We start from the raw sequence: 17,623 nt of genomic DNA on the forward strand, positions 1-17,623 counted from the left end.
ATCTAGTAGCTGTCACCAAATCGCTGTTCGTTGTAGCCTCCCAAAAAATCTTTTGCCCAAAGCGCAACCGACTGCGAGTATCGCCGATCCTTCTCCAAGATTTGAGACTTAGAAACAAAATCATAAGCTTCTATTTCCTTGCCATCTAGTTTTAGTAGCAGTTTCTGATCTGGACTGATGCTCCCCGCAAAGATAAATTGGTAGGTAATTGCTATTTCACTCACACGGTTGACGACAAATCGAAATATCAGATTATCAGGATTCAGTACAACGCCAACCTCCTCGCTACACTCTCTCACCGCCGCCATGAGTGGCGTTTCCCCGACATCAACTATTCCGCCAGGAAATGACCAATAGTCTTTGTAGGTAGCCTTGACGACTAGAACATTACCCTCTACGTCCTCTAGGACAACACCCGCACTCGAGGCTCTCAAGTCCAGTTTCTTGAGAAGTCTCTTAAAACGACGCTGACGAATCGCTTCTTTATTTAGCAAATTCAATCGCACGCGTTTCACGGATTACATTTACCTTAATCGTACCTGGATACTGCATCGTGCTTTCGATCTTTGTCGCAATATCGCGGGCCAGCTTAATCGCTGAAAGATCATCAACATTCTCGGGTCGTACAATTACACGCACTTCACGACCCGCACTGATAGCATAAGCCTTATCGATACCCTTGAAGCTTGTCGCGATATTCTCAAGATCACGCATTCTCTCTGCAAAGTTTTCTGCTGATATATTGCGCGCACCTGGACGAGCCGCCGAAATCGCATCACATACACGCACGATCAATGCCTCTGGGGTCGTTGCCTCGATGTCGTCATGGTGTGCTTCAATCGCGTGGACAATCTCATCACTCATACCAGCTTTTCTAGCTAGCTCAGCTCCAATATGGTGGTGTTTTCCTTCTACCTTATGAGTTACTGCCTTACCCATGTCATGGAGCAGAGTGGCAATCTTTGTCACGCGAACGTTAGCGCCAATTTCCTCGGCAATCATCCCTGCCATATGCGCCATTTCAGTGCTATGCATGAGAACGTTCTGACCATAGCTAGTACGATACTTTAACTCTCCCAGTAGCTTCAAAAGCTCTTTTGGAATACCCGTTACACCAACTTCGCGCGCCGCATCCTCACCGGCTCGAACAACTTCTTTCTCAATCTGCTTTTCAGCTTTTGCAAACACCTCCTCGATGCGCCCAGGATGGATTCGTCCGTCTTTCATCAACATTTCAAGCCCAAGCCGTGCGACCTGGCGACGAATAGGATCAAACGAACTCAGCACCACCATACCCGGTGTATCGTCAACGAGAAAGTCAACACCTGTAGCGCGCTGCATCGCTTGGATATTTCTACCCTCTTTACCGATGATGCGACCTTTCATCTCATCATCAGTTAGCTTGACCGCCGTTACAGTCCGCTCCGCGGTCACCTCGCTAGACATACGCTCCATCGCCCCGAGGATAATAAGCTGAGCTCGCTCCTCCGCGTCATCCACCGCCTCTTTCTGAAGTTTTGCGACTAGACCGGTCAAGTCGTTCTTGATATCACGCTCAGTCATCTTCATGAGCTTCTCGGCTGCATCTTTCTTCTTGAGACCAGCTATTTTTTCTAATTTCTCTTGTTGCTTTGCACGGATCTCACGAATCTCACCCTTGAGGGACTCGACTTCATCCTCTTCTTTACGCAGTTTTTCCGAGCGTTTATCGAGCTCGTCGAGTTTTCGATCCAGCGTATTCTCACGATCGGCTAGACGATTCTCGACTTTTTGCATCTCGCGGCGCCTCTCTTGCTCGAGTTTTAGCGCCTCATCTTTAGCCTTTAAGATAATATCACTTGCTTTTGTCTCGGCTCGAGCAACTATCCTCTCGGCATCGTGCTTACTTTTAGTCGTACGTTGCTTGTCGTAAATCAGCTTTCCACCCACGCCAAGAACAATACCAGCACCAGCGGCGATAATCTCTAACACCATATTTATTCCTTTCTCAAGACACCCCAGAACGTGTTCTTCGCCCTGTAATTTATGATCAAAAGTATCTTTGAAATATCGTTCAGTTTATATCAAAATGTCCAGCAATAACTAATGTATATAACGGACTATCATATATTGTATGCCCTTATAGCTACACCTGCAAGTAATTTAAGAAAGCTACTTACGTGGCGCAGTCACATGCGCCTCTCCGCCATATTCTGGCAACACAATCTTATCAGTCTGTCCAGCATTTAGCCGCTCAAGCGCTACTGCTTCCCAATTTTTACCAGTCTCACCCACGATCGGGATTTCGCACGCACTAGCTATCGTATTGAGAACCGTCAGACCAATGCGGAGTCCCGTGTAGCTTCCTGGACCTCGAAATACACCGATACCAGTTAAATCCTGAAATGATCTACTGTGCTCCGCCAAACGATCACGAAGATAGCCAAGCATGTCGCGCGCCAAATTTCGCTCCGCCTTCCATTCGTAGGCCCATCGCTCATCACCATCAATTAAAGTAAGTGACACGGTCATTTCCGAACTATTCCACAGTAGAATCACGACATCTCCTCTAGAATGCGACGACTACGAGGACCTCCTGCCGTCATCGTGACCGATCGAACGTCATCGAGTAGCGAATTGATCCGTAGCCGCAATGTATCGCTAGGCAAAACTCCAGCAACTACTCCACCCCACTCGATAACAGTCACGGTCTTTGGGTCATTAACCGACTCACGCAGCTCAGCGCTCATAATTCCTGGATCTTGCAACCTATAAAAGTCATAATGTGCAAGCACAAGCCCACTCTCGGAAGTATAAACTCGACTGATCGTAAACGTCGGACTCTGGATATCTTCATCAATCCCCATCCCCATAGCTAACCCCTTGGTTAGTGTCGTCTTACCAGCACCGATATCACCAATAAGCTCGATAACCTCACCCCCAGCGCATAATGCGCCAATGTGAGTACCTAGCGTGATCATTGCTTGTGCGTCAGCTACTTCTTGCTCCATTTCTCTATAACTATACCATATTTATCCCTAGCGTTTAGATACTCTATCGGTTACAATAGACGTAAGCAGTATGCGTATTTTAGATGACACGTTGGCCAAGTTACTAGAACGCAACGGGGTGGCCACAGAAGAGCAACTTGCCCCTCTCAGAGAAGAGGCGGCTCGTTCGTCACGATCGCTAAAAGATGTCGTTCTCGGAGAAAAGCTACTTACAGAGGTTGAGCTAACGAAACAGTTTGCCGAATACGCCAATATACCCTATATAGAAATTGATCCGAGAGACATCCCGACCGAAGTGCTCAATCGTATTCCTGAGCGCATTGCTCGCCAGTACAACGCCGTGATATTTCAGATTGACGAAGATGGCCTGGTTCATCTCGCGATGGATGACCCTGACGATGTGCAGGCAACTAGTTTTATCGAGAAAGAGGTCGGCGATAACACTAAAATATATATAGCCCCTCATGAGAACATCCTGCAGTGTCTTGAAAATTACCGTGGAGACGTCAACGAAGAACTCAACCAAGTTATCGACATTCAGCGTGAAGACGACGGTGCCTCTCAGCAGGTATCAGAAGCAGACGTTGCCGAAGATTCGCCAATTGCTCAAACCGTTAATCTTCTCCTCGAATATGCAATTCGCTCTCACGCATCTGACATTCATATCGAGCCAAGAGAAACGTTTGTCCAAATTCGCTACCGTGTAGACGGCGTCCTCAAAGAAGTGAATCAGCTACCACGCAATGTCCTAGGAGCACTTGTGTCGCGTATCAAGATTCTATCCAACCTCAAGATTGACGAACGACGCGTACCACAGGACGGACGCTTCAAAATCAAAGTCGCTGGTAAACAATACGCTCTTCGTGTATCCACTTTGCCAATCGCAGACGGAGAAAAAGTTGTCATGCGTGTTCTCGACGAGTCAAACCAAGCAGTCACTCTGCAAGAGCTCGGCTACTGGGGCCACTCCCTGTCTATAATCAACAATGCAATCGCGGAGCCAAACGGCATGATCCTTGTCACAGGACCAACTGGTAGCGGTAAGTCAACCTCTCTATTTTCGATCCTAACAATGCTCAATACTCCTGATGTAAATATCTCAACAATTGAAGACCCAGTTGAGTATAAGATCCCTGGAGTCAATCAAACTCAGACAAATGCAAAAGCAGGCATGACCTTTGCGAATGGTCTGCGCGCCCTACTCCGTCAAGACCCAAATATCATTATGGTGGGAGAGATCCGTGATGGCGAGACCGCAAACCTCGGTGTTCAGGCCGCCCTAACCGGACACCTTGTTTTTAGCACTCTCCACACCAATAATGCTGCGACCTGTCTTCCACGTCTTTTGGACATGGGAATCGAACCATTTCTGATCGCTAGTACCGTCAAAGCCGTAGTTGGTCAGCGTCTCGTCCGGCGACTCTGCATGACATGTCGCCAGCAATATGCACCAGACCAAACTGAAATCAACGAAATAGTTAAGCTATTCAATCTTCCCGAGGGCAAAGGATTTGACCATATCCATATGCTAGAGCAGCAGGCGATGGAACAACGCGTCGGTGGCGACACCCCTCCCGGTACAAACGAGGCAACTATCGTCTCCCTGTGGCGTGCTAATCCTGAAGGTTGCGGCGAGTGCAATCATACCGGCTACAAAGGGCGAGTTGGTATATATGAGGTGTTGGGTATCAGCGTACCTATACAGAAAATGATCACTGCAAATGCGACCAGCAACCAAATCCAAGATCAAGCTGTCTCCGAGGGCATGACAACAATGCAAACTGACGGACTCGTTAAAACACTACGGGGCAACACAACACTTGAAGAAGTATTAAGGGTAACACGCGAGTAATTTTATGCCAAACTTTTTATACACCGCAACCAATGCACAAGGAAAAACTGTCACGGGTTCACTTGAGGCCAATGACCGTAGTGGCGCAATTGCATCACTCAAAAAACAAAATCTCAACCCCATCAATATCAAGGAGGGCTCAGATAAAAAATCCCTCGCTTCGTTCAACCTGCTGGGCGGAAGCCGGATAAAGAACGATGACCTCGTGATGTTTACTCGCCAACTAAGCGCTATGGTATCAGCCGGTGTCCCCCTGCTCCGCGCATTAAGCTCGCAGCACGATCACACCGATAGTCCAGCCCTCAAAAAAGTCCTGGCCGGCGCAATCAAAGATGTTGAAGGCGGCTCTCAACTAGCCGACGCTCTGAGTAAATATCCCAATGCCTTTAACGACGTATATATAAACATGGTACGCGCCGGAGAAGCCGCTGGTATTCTTGACGATATCCTCAAACGATTAGCGATGCAACAAGAAAAAAACGCCTCCATGCGCAAAAAAATCAAAAGCGCCATGACGTACCCAACTGTCCTACTGGTCATTACAGTTCTTGCCTTTTTTGGGCTGATGATTTTTGTTATTCCTCAGATTGGAAAGATACTCAAAGATCTTGGCGGTCCTGATGCCGAGCTTCCAATACTAACCCAGGCAATGCTTGGTATTAGTGACTTTATGCTAAAATACGGCTTATTTATCCTCCCAGTAGTTATCGCCGGCATCGTGTTCTTCGTGCGCTGGCTCAAAACTCCTGCTGGAAAGAAGATATTTCATACCGTAGTACTCAAAATCCCAATGATCCAGCCAATCGTTCAAAAAGTAGCTATCGCTCGATTTGCTCGCACTTTCTCGGCACTAATGGGAGCAGGAGTCGCCGTCCTTGAAGCTTTAAACGTCACTGCACGCGCCGTTGGTAACGTAGTCTACGAACAGACGCTCGTTGACGCCGCTGAGCAAGTCAAAAACGGAAAAACTCTTTCAGGAGTCATCGAAAAAAATGACTTATTTCCACCAATTGTCGCACAAATGCTGTCAGTTGGAGAAGAAACCGGTCAGACCGATACCGTCCTCGTCAAGGTCGCTGACTTTTACGAAGAAGAGGTCAATGTTGCAATCGATGGTATCAGCTCAATTATCGAACCAGTCATGATTCTAGTTATGGGTAGTATGGTAGGTCTTATTGCAGCAAGCGTGATGGGACCAATCGCAAACCTAGCGCAAAGCATCAAAGGTTAAATTTTCTATGGCAGTATCTAATACGCTCATGCTATACTGTTAGTAGAGAAAAATGATCGTGGGCATCTATGTCAAAATTATTCTATAAAGACAAACCGTTTATTGGCCTTGACATCAGTCAGACTGGTATAAAAGTGATGTCAATCGACCCGAAGCGATGGCTGGTTATTGGGTATGGTTCACTCGACCTCGACCCCGCTAAAGTCCAGGTGTCACTTGATAACCCCGAGGACACTTACCTTACAGAGAGTCTCACCTCACTCCTCCAAAAAAATATCGTCGGCACACTGAGATCAGATCACGTTATCGTTGGACTGCCAACAGGCAAGACATTCTCCCGAACATTTACAGTCCCGGTAACTGAGGAAAAACACATCGACAATGCCGTTGAGATTGAGGTTGATCAGTACATCCCTATCCCTCTCGGATCTCTTTACGTTGATCACGAAATTATCGAACGGACAAAGGAGGAGCTGACTGTTATCATGTCAGCCGTGCCACAGACTCTAGTTGACACCTGTCTCCAGGCGGTCAGAAGCGCAGGTCTCACGCCAATCATCGCTGAACCGAGCATCAATGCGGTCGCTCGCGTCATAGAAGCAACCGAAGAGGGGCACCTATCAACAGTTATCGTCGATATTGGCGCTGCCAATACCGATATTGCCGTACTCGATAAAGGAGCTATCCGAATTACAAGTAGTGTCGGCATCGGTGGCAACACATTCACAATTGACATTGCAAAGAAGCTCAACATTGCTCTTGAAAATGCTCATCAGTACAAAGTCCTAAACGGACTCAACTCTGGACCACGACAAGCAAAAATATCGGCAGCAATGCGACCAAGCCTTGAGCGTATTGTCACGGAAATTCGTAAGGTTATCCGATACTACAACGAGCGGCTAGTCGATAATCGCAAAATTGAGCAGATCCTAATTGTCGGTGGTGGTGCAAACGTCCCAGGTATCGGTGAGTTCTTTACAAATGAGCTAGTTATGCCAGCTCGAGTTGCTAGCCCGTGGCAGAAACTTGATTTCGGCAACCTGCCAGAACCAAACAAGCAATTTCGGCCTCGTTACATAACCGTGGCGGGTCTTGCATGCGTTACACCAGAGGAGGTATGGAAATGATCAACCTCATGCCTAGCAACGACCGTCGTCAGCTAACCGCGGCTCGCACAAACACCCTGCTCCTTAGGTACGTCATCCTCATGGGAGTATTTGCCGCTCTTTTGGTGATGGAACTTGTCGCCGTTTACTTCATCGTCAGCATAGGTAGAGCCAATAATGAGCAGACCATCCGCGAGAACGAGACAAAAACCGCCCAATATAATGATGTCAAGCAACAAGCTACCCTATTTCGCTCAAACCTAGCCACAGCTAAGTACATACTCGATAAACAAGTGCCGTATACAACACTGATGCTTGCACTTGCGAACAACCTTCCAGAAGGGGCTATTCTGGATAAGCTATCAATTGACCCAGCAACTTTTGATACACCGACCACGCTCGGCGTCAAAACCGTCTCATACGACCGCGCCGTCCAGATCAAAAACGCTCTACAAAACGCGAAAGTTAACGGTGTCCCCTTGTTTAGCTCAGTAAGCTTCCAGTCAGTCTCTGCCGGCGAGAAAGACACCTCCGCACATCCATACACCGCGGTCTATAACGTAACCTACTCAAAAAAGGTCCTTGCGCATGAAAAATAAACGCCTAACCCCCGTACACCTTCGAATTATTCTTGCGATACTTCTAATTTTGATATTTGCTGGTGCGATAGGTATATTTATGTTTGGGTATAGCCAGATCAAAACACACATTGCGTCCGCCCAAGAGGTAGCAGCAAAAGCTCAGGCTAGTCAATCAAGCCTAGAAAATCTTCGAGCAACCAAGAAAATCCTAGAAGAGAACAAATCAACCGTATCGCGTGCAGACCATCTCGTATCCGAGAGCAAAAGCTATGTGTATCAAGATCAAATAATCAATGATATCAACCGACACGCTTCTGAGGCCGGGTTATCGATCAGCAATATTACGTTTACCGACACAAAAACCACCCAGGTCGGCAAATCATCCTCATCTTCAACGCAAACTCAAGCCAAAACAGCCAATACAGGTACAGCGCCAACAGGCGTCAAATCAATGACTGCAACCGTCTCTCTCAAAAACCCTGTTAACTACGACGCCATGCTCAACTTTGTTCACCTCCTCGAAGATAGCCTATTTAGAGTGCAGGTATCTCAGATCGGCCTTTCTCGCAATACTGACGCAGACAAAGCCGGCACAGTATCAAGTGATATTCTAACCATAGAGGTGTACGTACGATAATGAAAGTAGATCTTAGCATAAGCCAATTCACAAAGTCGATCTCGCGCGCCCTTCACCGCTACCATGTTGTTATATTCGCTTTGGTGGTAATGGGTAGCCTATCATTTGCAACATATAAACTCTACCAAGCCTCCACTAGCGCCCCAGCAACGTCTGAGCAAAAAACCGAGCCCGTAGGATTTGATAAACAGACAATCGAAAAGGTAAATAAGCTTCGCGCCAGCGGAGAAGCCGGCAAACCACTCACCAAACCTACCGGAAGGACAAACCCATTCCAGTAGGAGCATTGGCTTTTTATGATTTTATTAGGATCGTCACTAATCAACACTCCAGTTATGGGCATCCAAACTGGCGGAGAACTCGCCCGAACAAAACGTGCAATTATCGACCCTGCCAAACTTACCGTTATCGCCTACGAGCTAGAAGGACCTCTCGTTGGAAAGCAAGCCAAGCTTATCAGGATTGCAGATGTCAGAGAACTAAGTGACATCGGTATGATTGTCGACTCAAGCGACGAGTTTGTCGAACCTGATGACGTCGTCAAACTCAAGGAGCTTTATGATCTAGACTTCAAGCTACTAGGCATGCCCGTTACCAACGAACGACGCCAAAAACTCGGCAAAGTTATTGATTTTACAATTGAAACAGCTGGTTTTGTTGTTCAACAGCTCACGATTCGTCGTCCGCTATTTCGCAGCCTAAACGATACTGAGCTACTAATTCATCGGTCACAGATTATCGAAATAAACAACGACGCAATAGTCGTACATAGCGAAGCAAAAGCGCCAGAACCCGAACTCCATGAAGTAGTCGGAAGTTACGTCAATCCATTCCGAAAGTCAAAACCAGCTACCGAAAATAGAGAATAAATGGCAATCAAAAAACCTATTCCGCACTCAGCGCTCGTTTGACGTCGTCATAAGTAAATCCTTGGCGCACTAGATAGGCTATAAACTTTTGCTCATCATCGGCGTACTTACGCCGTTTTTTAGCGATAATTTTTTGCAATTCCTCATCGTCAGAGCGAATATTCTCCGCGATTAACCGTTCAACTATATCGTTTTCAATCCCTTTCTGCACTAATTCTAGTTTTAAACGTCTGACGCTAGTACCTTTCTGCAAAAATCGGTGACCAAGCCAAAAACGAGCAAATTTTTCATCATCGAGGTACTTTTTATCGATTAGACGCGCCAGCACTCGCTCGGCAATTTCTGTTTTCACACCTGGACGCTCAATAATTTTACCCGTCTCCGGCAAGCGTTTCTTGGTCGACCGAGTTTTACGCCACAGATAATCGCGCATCTCTCGGATAGAACGCGGTCTAGCCAAACAATACTCCATAGCCCGGGCGTAGAGCTTACCAAACTGACTCTCGGCCTCCAGTGCCATTAGTTCTTTGTCTGTACACTCTTGGCCAATCTTTAACCCCAACTCACCTACCTGAAATACATCGAGACTAAACCGATATTTACCATCAACACTCACATTGACGCGATTTTTATCACGAGTCTGGAGAGAAATATCAGTTATTTTCATTACACGAGTCACGGCTCCTCCCATTTTCATCCAACGCTATACTATCAAGATAATCCGTTATCTGGGGCAGCTCTCTCAGTCCCGACTCCAATCCAAAATGCTGTCCGTCATGGACTGCTACGAATTCTGCACCTACCTTATCGGCAAACTCCCTAGCGTCATCATAAGAGCAGTATGGGTCGTTGTCGCTATGGATAAATAGTATCCGTCTTGCGCCACGACGAATCTTCTCAGCATCAAAACCAACCTCAGGCCACAAATTATCAAACTGACCTGGCTCATATTGATTCGTACCGATTGTCAAACGCTCATTCAAGAACGCGCTAACTAGAATTGCCGTCTCAACTACTGGTATATCATTCGACTGGAGCAGATTCAAAACTGTCGTCGCACCAGAAGAATGTCCGACCAAAAGGTTATCTGCAAAATCCCAACCTTGATGCGTCAAAAAATGATGATATTCTCGCCTATCTGGCGTGTGGCAGTTTGGCAACTGTGGCTCAAAAATTTTGTAACCTCGCGCCTCTAGCCAAGTACTTAGCCAACCAAACCAGTGCTCTCCTAGCTCACCATCAGTGCCATGAAGCAAAACAGCTCTTTTCATACAGTAAGCATCTTTTGGATTGCCCGTTTATAAGGCTCCGATAGATTATCAAGCGCCAAAGCCTCGTCAACAGTGAACTTTTTGAATTCAGCCCTACCCACCTCGCCTTCAGATTCAAACCCACCGACCACCTGACCAGCATCACCGACAAACGTCACGATACCGATATGCGTTGTCTTCCCAAAATCCTTTTCCCAAATATATACATCAACAAGACGCGGTGACAATAACTCAATACCGATCTCCTCGGCAACCTCACGCACGACTGTCTGTTCTGGCTGCTCCACCTCATCAAGTCGACCGCCTGGCAGTTCCCAATCTCCGCGCTCATTTTTTCGCAACCAGATCTTTTCGCCATCGCGCACAATCGCCTTACACGAAAGCGTGACGGCCAGATTTCCCCAGCCGTCACGTAGCGTTACCCGCTCAGACACTAAGCCTCTTTCTCCTTTTGATCACCCGCCTCTTCGCCCTTAACCTTAGCACGAACCTTGGCATCAATTTCAGCAAGAACCTCTGGATTATCCTTTAGATATTTCTTGGTAGATTCTCGGCCCTGACCGATCTTTGCGTCGTTATAGTCAAACCAAGCGCCAGACTTACCAACAACACCATACTGAACTGCTAGATCAAGTACATCACCGGTCTTTGAGATTCCTTCGTTATACATAATATCAAACTCAGCGACACGGAACGGTGGCGCGATCTTGTTTTTGACGATCTTTACTTTGGTACGATTACCGATGATGTTTTCGCCTTCTTTTATCTGACCAATCCGACGAATATCGGCACGAACACTAGCATAAAACTTGAGGGCATTACCGCCTGTTGTAGTTTCTGGGTTACCGAACATCACCCCAATCTTCATACGAATCTGATTGATAAATATAACTGTGGCTTTTGATTTATTGATAATACCGGTCAGCTTGCGTAGCGCTTGACTCATCAGGCGCGCCTGAAGCCCCATGTGGCTGTCGCCCATATCACCATCAATCTCAGCCTGAGGTACGAGGGCGGCGACTGAGTCAACCACGATCAAATCAACCGCGTTTGAGCGTACTAAAGTTTCACAAATTTCTAGTGCCTGTTCGCCGTTATCTGGCTGACTAACCAGCAGATTGTCCGTATCAACACCAAGCCTCTTGGCGTACGCAGGGTCGAGAGCATGCTCTGCATCAATAAACGCCGCCGTGCCACCTTGCTTCTGAATTTCAGCAATCGCATGAAGCGTTAGAGTTGTTTTACCAGAGCTCTCTGGCCCGTAAATCTCTATAATTCGGCCTTTTGGATAACCTCCACCCAAAGCTATATCGAGACTCAGACTACCCGACGGAAGCAACTCTACGTCCACCTTTTTTGCTTCACCGAGTTTCATAATAGACCCATCACCAAACTGCTTTGTGATCTGGTCCATAGCCAGACCCAATGCCTTGAGCTTCCCTTCGTCGACAGTCGGTTTATCGGCCAATGCTTTAGTGTCAGACTTTTTTGCCATATCGCTCCCTCTCTCGTTTAATTACCCTTATTATACCTCAGTCCTTTATAGTTTGGTATAATGATAAACAAGATGAAGCATAAAGGATTTACCGTCGTCGAGCTACTGATTGTAATCGTTATTCTAGGTGTTGGTGGCTGGCTTTTTTTCAGTGAAAAAGCCCGTATAGACGCGATGCAACGAGACGGTCAGCGCAAGACCGCTATAAACGCCATGTACTACAACCTCGAAGAGGTATTTTATACCAAAAATAACTACTATCCATCATCGATCGACAGCAAAGTATTACGCGCAATGGACCCAGCCTTGTTTACAGATCCAAACAACGTCAAACTCGGAGAATCATCCTCTAACTACCACTATGACCCAACTGGATGTGGAACAGATGGCAAATGTACTGGCTATACCTTAAGAAGTAGTATGGAGCGTGAAGCTGACTACACAAAAACAAACCGTAGTCACTAGCTAGTCATCTTGAACTGTTGTTGACGGCCCTTCAACTGGACGACCATTTTTGAACGCTTCAACAGCGTTATTCAGTATCGCGATTTCTTTCCTAGGATTTGCGACATAATCAAACCGATAGGTCGTCTCCTCGCCCTCAGTGCTTAGCCTAATAGAACCATAGTTTAACAGATGTTGCAGCGGTCCTCGTTGCGAAAAGCTAGCATCCTCAATATTCATTAGACTGACCGTCTGCTCACGTTTAGAAAAGATGCTCATCTGGATCTCCTGAATAACGCTTTCGTTCGTCAGGAAAAATCGGTTGCTTACATACACCCAAATTGCGAGGTAGCCAGCAATAACAAACCCGACAATAAGTGCTACACCCAGAATCACCATCCACTTAAACGAATCAGATGGCAAATTGAATATCGTTGCGACATCTGGATACATAAAAATACCAATCAAAACAAGCGAAACGGCAAGAGTAGTAATCACGAGCGGCGGCATCATGCCGATACCGTGTCGTGGCACCGCGCTAATAACATATTCATGCTCACTGAGGTTGAGCCAAGGAAACTGACGCTTTGAGTCTTCGTGTCGAGCCCGAGCCTCATCAGACACCTCTATCGGCACTGGCTCAGTCGCCCGAGCAACATGGACCACCTGAGAGGGTGCCCCTGCTCCAGCGGGATTGTTAACAGCTGGTGTAACCTGATCTGTCGGAGATGCATATAACGGCCGACCATTTGCATCATATGCTACTGGCTGTTGGGGTTCTATCGTTGGCTGATCATTGTTCATCGTATTGCCCGCGAGTCGCTCGCTCTCCTTTTTGCTCGCATATCGCATGCGTGCGTCAATTATTGACCTTACTCTGTGTTCCCATTTTTTCAGTAATGGCAGCACCATACCTTGTATTATACGACGAAACTATTTAGATTGCGACTTGCCTAGGTGCTTATAAGCTTTTGGCGTAATGACCCTACCCCTTGGCGTCCGCTCAATAAAGCCGATTTGCATCAGATAGGGTTCGTAGAAATCCTCGATAGTAGCCGTTTCATCACCAGTTAACGCCGCAATCGTCGTAAGACCAACCGGCCTATCACCATAAGACTCGATTATGCGATTTAACAGATGGCGGTCAGCTGGATCAAGCCCCAAATCGTCAACCTCGAGCATTTTAAGCGCGCTGATTGTCGTTGTCGAATCAATGATGCCGTCTCCATTAACATCCGCATAATCACGCACACGTTTTAGTAAACGATTAGCGATACGTGGCGTCAGTCGGGCTCGCGTGCTGAGCAATTCGGCGGCCTTATCATCAATTTTGCTGTCCAGGATATTAGCTGAGCGCGTCACGATACGAGCAATTTCTTCGGGCGTATAAAATTCTAGGCGATAGATATGCCCAAAGCGATCCCTCAAAGGCGCCGCTAAACTACCTGTTCTAGTCGTCGCACCAATCACTGTAAATTTCGGAAGATCAAGTCGCACACTTCGTGCCGCTGGACCTTTACCAATTACGATGTCTAGCTTGAAATCCTCCATCGCCGAATAAAGTACTTCCTCGACAGCACGGCTTAATCTATGAATCTCATCGATAAATAGTACATCCCCATCCTGTAGGTTTGTGAGAATACTAGCTAGATCACCAGCTCGCTCAATCGCAGGCCCCGCCGTAATCCGAAGCCCCGCCCCCATCTCATTAGCGATCACACTCGCCATAGTCGTCTTGCCTAGACCTGGTGGCCCATATAATAAAACATGGTCAATCGGCTCACCGCGTTTTTTTGCCGCATCGATACTTAGCTTGAGATTCCTCTTGAGCCGTTCCTGACCAACATAGTCTTGGAAATTTTGCGGACGCAAACTAACTTCAATTCGCTGCTCTTCGCTATCGTCATCATGGGCACTAGTATCTACGATCCGTTCAATTGCCATAGCTATATTGTATCAGGAATGAATTATCTATCCCTCGAGACGCTCCTGAATAAGCTCTAGCGTCGAACGCCCCCTGATCATTCATCAATGCAATTCGCCAACCCGTGCCTACCGTCTCGTTGTCAAACAGAGTCACGTCATCGTTATCGGGTTGATTGATAATATTACAGATACTACACTCAGGATTTATCACATTACCTCGCTTTTAGGGCCTCACGTACACGCTCACTCGTTGACAATCTTGGATCAACATGCGCTAGGGCTTTTGTTGCATCGTTTAGGGTATATCCGAGAGCAATCAGCGCTTCAAGCGCCTCATCACTAACATTAAGCTCGGTCTGTACACCGTCACTCTCACGACGATATACAATTGGCATCCCAACCTTGTCTGACAAATCAACCACTACACGCTCAGCTGTCTTCTTGCCGACTCCCGAAGCTTTTGCGAGGTACGCGCTGTCAGAGTTTGCAATTGCGTTACGTACATGTTCTGCTTCACCCAAACTCAAGATCGCCAGCGCCGCTTTTGGTCCCACCCCCTGCACAGTTATCAACATTTCAAATAGTTTCTTTGCCGCCAAACTAGAAAAACCAAACAGCTCCTGGGACTGCTCACGAATATGGTGATAAGTGTAAAACTTAACCTCATCACCCAATTTAACTACGTCAAAATCACCCGCTGTCGTATTGATTTCGTAGCCAATACCCATCACGTCGACAATCACTGCTCCGCCAAATTTTTCCGCCACCGTTCCAGAGATATGTGCAATCATATCTCTATTATCTCATATATCAGCCCAGGTTATGGATTTGTCGCAGATTTTTCGCAGTTTGTAATATTTTTTGTGTATCGAACCCCGTCTATTTGCGACGCCGCAACCATCACTATTTGCCCAGTCGTCGTATCGCAAGCTTGCACCTGACTTCCTGTTGACGGTGGCTGACAGTTTTCGGTATCAGTTGAATGCTTAGTACTATTGAAGTCTGGCTTATTGATTGTGATGATTTTACCCGTTGACAGCTCACACACCTGCTGGGTTGGTGGTTTACAGTTTGCCGTGTCCTTGCTCTGAGTTGTACTATCAAATTTCGCCTCGTCTATCGAAATCACCTCACCCTTTTCAATATCACAGACACTAATCATCGTCGGCTCGGCCTCACAACTATTGGTCGGGAAAGCGCCCGTCATAAAGAACTCGTTATATGTATTTGGACCTGATTTACTTGCGAGGCCACCATTTGTCGTACAGACCGCCTTCTGCACGATGCTACTCGGCATCGAGAATTGAACATTTTTTCGCCCCTGCAAAAGCTTCGTCATCGTATTGCGCCAAATTGGACCCGCCATATCGCTACCCCCACTCTTCATGGCGGTATTGTCATTGTTTCCAACCCAAACCCCAATAACATACTCTGGGTTGTAGCCGATCGTCCACGCATCTCGGCTGTCATTTGTCGTACCCGTTTTCACGGCAACTGTACGTCCTGAAACATTTAGGCTCGAACCAAACACTCGGCTTCGGGTTGCATTATCACTCAAGATATTAGAGATCAAGTACGCCCCCTCTTTGCTGATCGCTTGACGGCTATTGTGAGTGGCTGTGAAGATGTTTTTGTCAAACTTATCTTTAATTTGCTTCACCAAACCAACATCATACTGCCGACCTTCATTAGCAAATGCGGCATATGCATTAACCATTTTCTGAAGCGGAACCTCGCTCGACCCAAGGGCTAACGTCAGGTCGTAATCTTTAGAAGAATCTAGACCAATACCGAGATTATTTGCAGCCGTAACCGTCTTTTTGATTCCATACTTTTGAATCAGATGTAGACTTGGGATGTTAAGTGACCAGCTAAGCGACTGACGTACCGTCACTTGCCCTCCACGACTAGCTTCGCGACGATCAGCGTCACGCGGTATATAGCCACCGCCAAAATCCTTCACCTTATCATCGAGCCTAGTTGCCGGGGTGATCACCCCATCGGCTAGCGCATATGAATAGTAAATCGGCTTAAAACTTGATCCAGGCTGACGCGCCGTCGTGGCCATATTTACCTTACCCCACTGCTCATTATTGTAGTCTGCACTACCAACTAGGGCCTTAACATCACCCGTCTTTGGGTCAAGTACGATACCGCTCGCATTACTACCGCCCATCGCGTTGATGTGCTTCATGCCCTTGGTGACACTATCCTCGAGCTTGCTCTGTATATCGAGATCAAGTGTAGTTTTGACACGATAACCAGATCGCATCACTTTTTCGTAGCCATATTTTTTGCTCAGCTCGTTGATCACCATCTCAACAAAATGTGGCGCAGTCTTATTTTCTTTTGATGCTCCAGTGCCATATTTAAGCGCTTCATTATACGCAGCAGTTTTTTCAGCTTCGGTAATATACCCATTATTGACCATTCGTGTCAGCACGGTATTTTGACGCTTCTTTGCATACTCCATGTTGCCACTAATCGGCGAGTAGGCGCTTGGAGCTGGCAGGACACCGATCAGCATTGCACTTTCAGCCAGCGTCAAATCCTTTGGCGCTTTGTTGAAGTACGCCCTAGCCGCATCCTCTATCCCAAAAGCATTCTCGCCGAAATAAACCGAGTTTAGGTACATACCCAGAATATCGTCCTTTGAGTAATTCTGCTCCACCGCGATCGCCATAAATAACTCTTGGTATTTGCGCAAATAACTCTGTTCGTCAGTAAGTAGCGTATTTTTGACCAACTGCTGGGTCAATGTCGACCCACCGCCGGTCCTGGTCACCAACGCCCGTGCGATACTGATCAAATTAAATCCGCCGTGTTTATAAAAATCCTTATCCTCACCAGCAATCAAAGCTTTTTTCGCATAGTCAGAGATCTGATCAAGCGGTACGCGCTTGCGATGCTCGGCCCGACCAATTGAATAATAAGGTTTGTCGTTGACGTCCGTTAGGGCAATACCCGTATTATTACGGTTCATCAACCGTTCGGGGTCTCGAATATCGTTAACAAGCATAAAATAGGTAATCAGCGGAGTCAGAATCAAAAACGCCAGAATCGGTGTAGCAATTATCGCGATCTTTTTCTTTCTTGATAGATTTCTAAACCAAGCAAATTTACCAGTTTTCATAGGGCGGCTACGCGGAGTTGATCGTGATATGCGAGCAATATTTGCATAACGATCCATGCGAGCCGGCTGGGTATTCTTTTTTACCATA

The 17,623-nt window shown here is 46.9% G+C and carries 21 protein-coding genes; 8 read left to right on the forward strand and 13 right to left on the reverse strand.

The features are described from left to right. Positions 1-2: 2 nt before the first annotated feature. From GWK75_03885 to tsaE, 4 genes are all read right to left on the reverse strand, one after another. Complete coding sequence (locus GWK75_03885) at positions 3-515, reverse strand: NUDIX domain-containing protein (GenBank protein ID QHU91551.1); 513 nt, start codon at positions 513-515, stop codon at positions 3-5. Next, complete coding sequence (gene rny, locus GWK75_03890; GenBank protein QHU91552.1) at positions 484-1,974, reverse strand: ribonuclease Y; 1,491 nt, start codon at positions 1,972-1,974, stop codon at positions 484-486. Before rny ends, GWK75_03885 begins: the two co-directional genes overlap by 32 nt. 177 nt (positions 1,975-2,151) lie before the next feature. Beyond that, complete coding sequence (locus GWK75_03895; GenBank protein ID QHU91553.1) at positions 2,152-2,538, reverse strand: hypothetical protein; 387 nt, start codon at positions 2,536-2,538, stop codon at positions 2,152-2,154. Then, positions 2,535-2,990 (reverse strand): tRNA (adenosine(37)-N6)-threonylcarbamoyltransferase complex ATPase subunit type 1 TsaE, encoded by a 456-nt coding sequence (gene tsaE / locus GWK75_03900; GenBank protein ID QHU91554.1) that lies wholly within the window; start codon positions 2,988-2,990, stop codon positions 2,535-2,537. The genes GWK75_03895 and tsaE overlap by 4 nt, the downstream gene beginning before the upstream one ends. 70 nt (positions 2,991-3,060) lie before the next feature. On the opposite strand from tsaE, the gene GWK75_03905 reads away from it, so the two are divergent. The 7 genes from GWK75_03905 (at position 3,061) to GWK75_03935 (ending at position 9,266) form a co-directional block, all read left to right on the forward strand. After that, positions 3,061-4,842: a type II/IV secretion system protein gene (locus GWK75_03905; GenBank protein ID QHU91555.1), complete on the forward strand. Its 1,782-nt coding sequence runs from the start codon at positions 3,061-3,063 to the stop codon at positions 4,840-4,842. A 4-nt stretch (positions 4,843-4,846) separates the two neighbouring features. After that, on the forward strand, positions 4,847-6,073 hold the full coding sequence (locus GWK75_03910; GenBank protein ID QHU91556.1) for a type II secretion system F family protein: 1,227 nt from the start codon (positions 4,847-4,849) through the stop codon (positions 6,071-6,073). Positions 6,074-6,141: 68 nt separating this feature from the next. After that, a complete protein-coding gene (gene pilM / locus GWK75_03915; GenBank protein QHU91557.1) occupies positions 6,142-7,200 on the forward strand; it encodes a type IV pilus assembly protein PilM in 1,059 nt (352 codons plus the stop codon). Next, positions 7,191-7,778: a hypothetical protein gene (locus tag GWK75_03920; protein ID QHU91558.1), complete on the forward strand. Its 588-nt coding sequence runs from the start codon at positions 7,191-7,193 to the stop codon at positions 7,776-7,778. The genes pilM and GWK75_03920 overlap by 10 nt, the downstream gene beginning before the upstream one ends. Beyond that, positions 7,768-8,397: a hypothetical protein gene (locus GWK75_03925; GenBank protein ID QHU91559.1), complete on the forward strand. Its 630-nt coding sequence runs from the start codon at positions 7,768-7,770 to the stop codon at positions 8,395-8,397. The genes GWK75_03920 and GWK75_03925 overlap by 11 nt, the downstream gene beginning before the upstream one ends. Then, complete coding sequence (locus GWK75_03930; GenBank protein QHU91560.1) at positions 8,397-8,678, forward strand: hypothetical protein; 282 nt, start codon at positions 8,397-8,399, stop codon at positions 8,676-8,678. Before GWK75_03925 ends, GWK75_03930 begins: the two co-directional genes overlap by 1 nt. Positions 8,679-8,693: 15 nt before the next feature. Further along, positions 8,694-9,266, forward strand: a complete 573-nt coding sequence (locus GWK75_03935) for a hypothetical protein (protein ID QHU91561.1) — start codon at positions 8,694-8,696, stop codon at positions 9,264-9,266. 16 nt (positions 9,267-9,282) lie between these two features. Here GWK75_03935 and GWK75_03940 read toward each other — a convergent pair whose 3' ends face one another. From GWK75_03940 to recA, 4 genes are read right to left on the reverse strand one after another with little or no spacing between them, the layout of a single operon-like run. Further along, positions 9,283-9,933: a hypothetical protein gene (locus tag GWK75_03940; protein ID QHU91562.1), complete on the reverse strand. Its 651-nt coding sequence runs from the start codon at positions 9,931-9,933 to the stop codon at positions 9,283-9,285. Continuing rightward, positions 9,920-10,537, reverse strand: a complete 618-nt coding sequence (locus GWK75_03945; GenBank protein QHU91563.1) for an alpha/beta fold hydrolase — start codon at positions 10,535-10,537, stop codon at positions 9,920-9,922. Before GWK75_03945 ends, GWK75_03940 begins: the two co-directional genes overlap by 14 nt. Next, complete coding sequence (locus tag GWK75_03950) at positions 10,534-10,971, reverse strand: NUDIX domain-containing protein (protein ID QHU91564.1); 438 nt, start codon at positions 10,969-10,971, stop codon at positions 10,534-10,536. Before GWK75_03950 ends, GWK75_03945 begins: the two co-directional genes overlap by 4 nt. Then, entirely contained in the window at positions 10,971-12,032 is a 1,062-nt protein-coding gene (gene recA / locus GWK75_03955) for a recombinase RecA (protein QHU91565.1), read from the reverse strand. Before recA ends, GWK75_03950 begins: the two co-directional genes overlap by 1 nt. A gap of 72 nt (positions 12,033-12,104) precedes the next feature. Here recA and GWK75_03960 point away from each other — a divergent pair, with 72 nt between their 5' ends. Further along, positions 12,105-12,497 (forward strand): prepilin-type N-terminal cleavage/methylation domain-containing protein, encoded by a 393-nt coding sequence (locus tag GWK75_03960; GenBank protein ID QHU91566.1) that lies wholly within the window; start codon positions 12,105-12,107, stop codon positions 12,495-12,497. Here GWK75_03960 and GWK75_03965 read toward each other — a convergent pair whose 3' ends face one another. From GWK75_03965 to GWK75_03985, 5 genes are read right to left on the reverse strand one after another with little or no spacing between them, the layout of a single operon-like run. After that, positions 12,498-13,388: a PH domain-containing protein gene (locus tag GWK75_03965; protein ID QHU91567.1), complete on the reverse strand. Its 891-nt coding sequence runs from the start codon at positions 13,386-13,388 to the stop codon at positions 12,498-12,500. It abuts the gene before it with no gap. A 21-nt stretch (positions 13,389-13,409) separates the two neighbouring features. Further along, a complete protein-coding gene (gene ruvB, locus GWK75_03970) occupies positions 13,410-14,420 on the reverse strand; it encodes a Holliday junction branch migration DNA helicase RuvB (GenBank protein QHU91568.1) in 1,011 nt (336 codons plus the stop codon). Beyond that, the gene (locus GWK75_03975; protein ID QHU91569.1) at positions 14,410-14,613 is read right to left on the reverse strand and encodes a hypothetical protein; all 204 of its coding nucleotides are present in this window, start codon (positions 14,611-14,613) and stop codon (positions 14,410-14,412) included. Before GWK75_03975 ends, ruvB begins: the two co-directional genes overlap by 11 nt. A 1-nt stretch (position 14,614) precedes the next feature. After that, positions 14,615-15,193, reverse strand: coding sequence for a Holliday junction branch migration protein RuvA (ruvA, locus tag GWK75_03980; protein ID QHU91570.1), 579 nt, complete (start codon positions 15,191-15,193; stop codon positions 14,615-14,617). Between the two features lie 29 nt (positions 15,194-15,222). Further along, the gene (locus GWK75_03985; GenBank protein ID QHU91571.1) at positions 15,223-17,622 is read right to left on the reverse strand and encodes a PBP1A family penicillin-binding protein; all 2,400 of its coding nucleotides are present in this window, start codon (positions 17,620-17,622) and stop codon (positions 15,223-15,225) included. Position 17,623: the final 1 nt, after the last annotated feature.

It is taken from the genome of Candidatus Saccharibacteria bacterium oral taxon 955 (assembly GCA_010202265.1).
Taxonomy (GTDB): domain Bacteria; phylum Patescibacteriota; class Saccharimonadia; order Saccharimonadales; family Saccharimonadaceae; genus Saccharimonas.

Coding starts and splice junctions, on each gene's coding strand:
- rny (QHU91552.1), bottom strand. CDS start 1,974: ATGGTGTTAGAGATTATCGCCGCTGGTGCTGGTATTGTTCTTGGCGTG.
- tsaE (QHU91554.1), bottom strand. CDS start 2,990: ATGGAGCAAGAAGTAGCTGACGCACAAGCAATGATCACGCTAGGTACT.
- GWK75_03905 (QHU91555.1), top strand. CDS start 3,061: ATGCGTATTTTAGATGACACGTTGGCCAAGTTACTAGAACGCAACGGG.
- GWK75_03910 (QHU91556.1), top strand. CDS start 4,847: ATGCCAAACTTTTTATACACCGCAACCAATGCACAAGGAAAAACTGTC.
- pilM (QHU91557.1), top strand. CDS start 6,142: ATGTCAAAATTATTCTATAAAGACAAACCGTTTATTGGCCTTGACATC.
- GWK75_03920 (QHU91558.1), top strand. CDS start 7,191: ATGGAAATGATCAACCTCATGCCTAGCAACGACCGTCGTCAGCTAACC.
- GWK75_03925 (QHU91559.1), top strand. CDS start 7,768: ATGAAAAATAAACGCCTAACCCCCGTACACCTTCGAATTATTCTTGCG.
- GWK75_03930 (QHU91560.1), top strand. CDS start 8,397: ATGAAAGTAGATCTTAGCATAAGCCAATTCACAAAGTCGATCTCGCGC.
- GWK75_03935 (QHU91561.1), top strand. CDS start 8,694: ATGATTTTATTAGGATCGTCACTAATCAACACTCCAGTTATGGGCATC.
- GWK75_03940 (QHU91562.1), bottom strand. CDS start 9,933: ATGAAAATAACTGATATTTCTCTCCAGACTCGTGATAAAAATCGCGTC.
- GWK75_03945 (QHU91563.1), bottom strand. CDS start 10,537: ATGAAAAGAGCTGTTTTGCTTCATGGCACTGATGGTGAGCTAGGAGAG.
- recA (QHU91565.1), bottom strand. CDS start 12,032: ATGGCAAAAAAGTCTGACACTAAAGCATTGGCCGATAAACCGACTGTC.
- GWK75_03960 (QHU91566.1), top strand. CDS start 12,105: ATGAAGCATAAAGGATTTACCGTCGTCGAGCTACTGATTGTAATCGTT.
- GWK75_03965 (QHU91567.1), bottom strand. CDS start 13,388: ATGGTGCTGCCATTACTGAAAAAATGGGAACACAGAGTAAGGTCAATA.
- ruvB (QHU91568.1), bottom strand. CDS start 14,420: ATGGCAATTGAACGGATCGTAGATACTAGTGCCCATGATGACGATAGC.
- ruvA (QHU91570.1), bottom strand. CDS start 15,193: ATGATTGCACATATCTCTGGAACGGTGGCGGAAAAATTTGGCGGAGCA.
- GWK75_03985 (QHU91571.1), bottom strand. CDS start 17,622: ATGGTAAAAAAGAATACCCAGCCGGCTCGCATGGATCGTTATGCAAAT.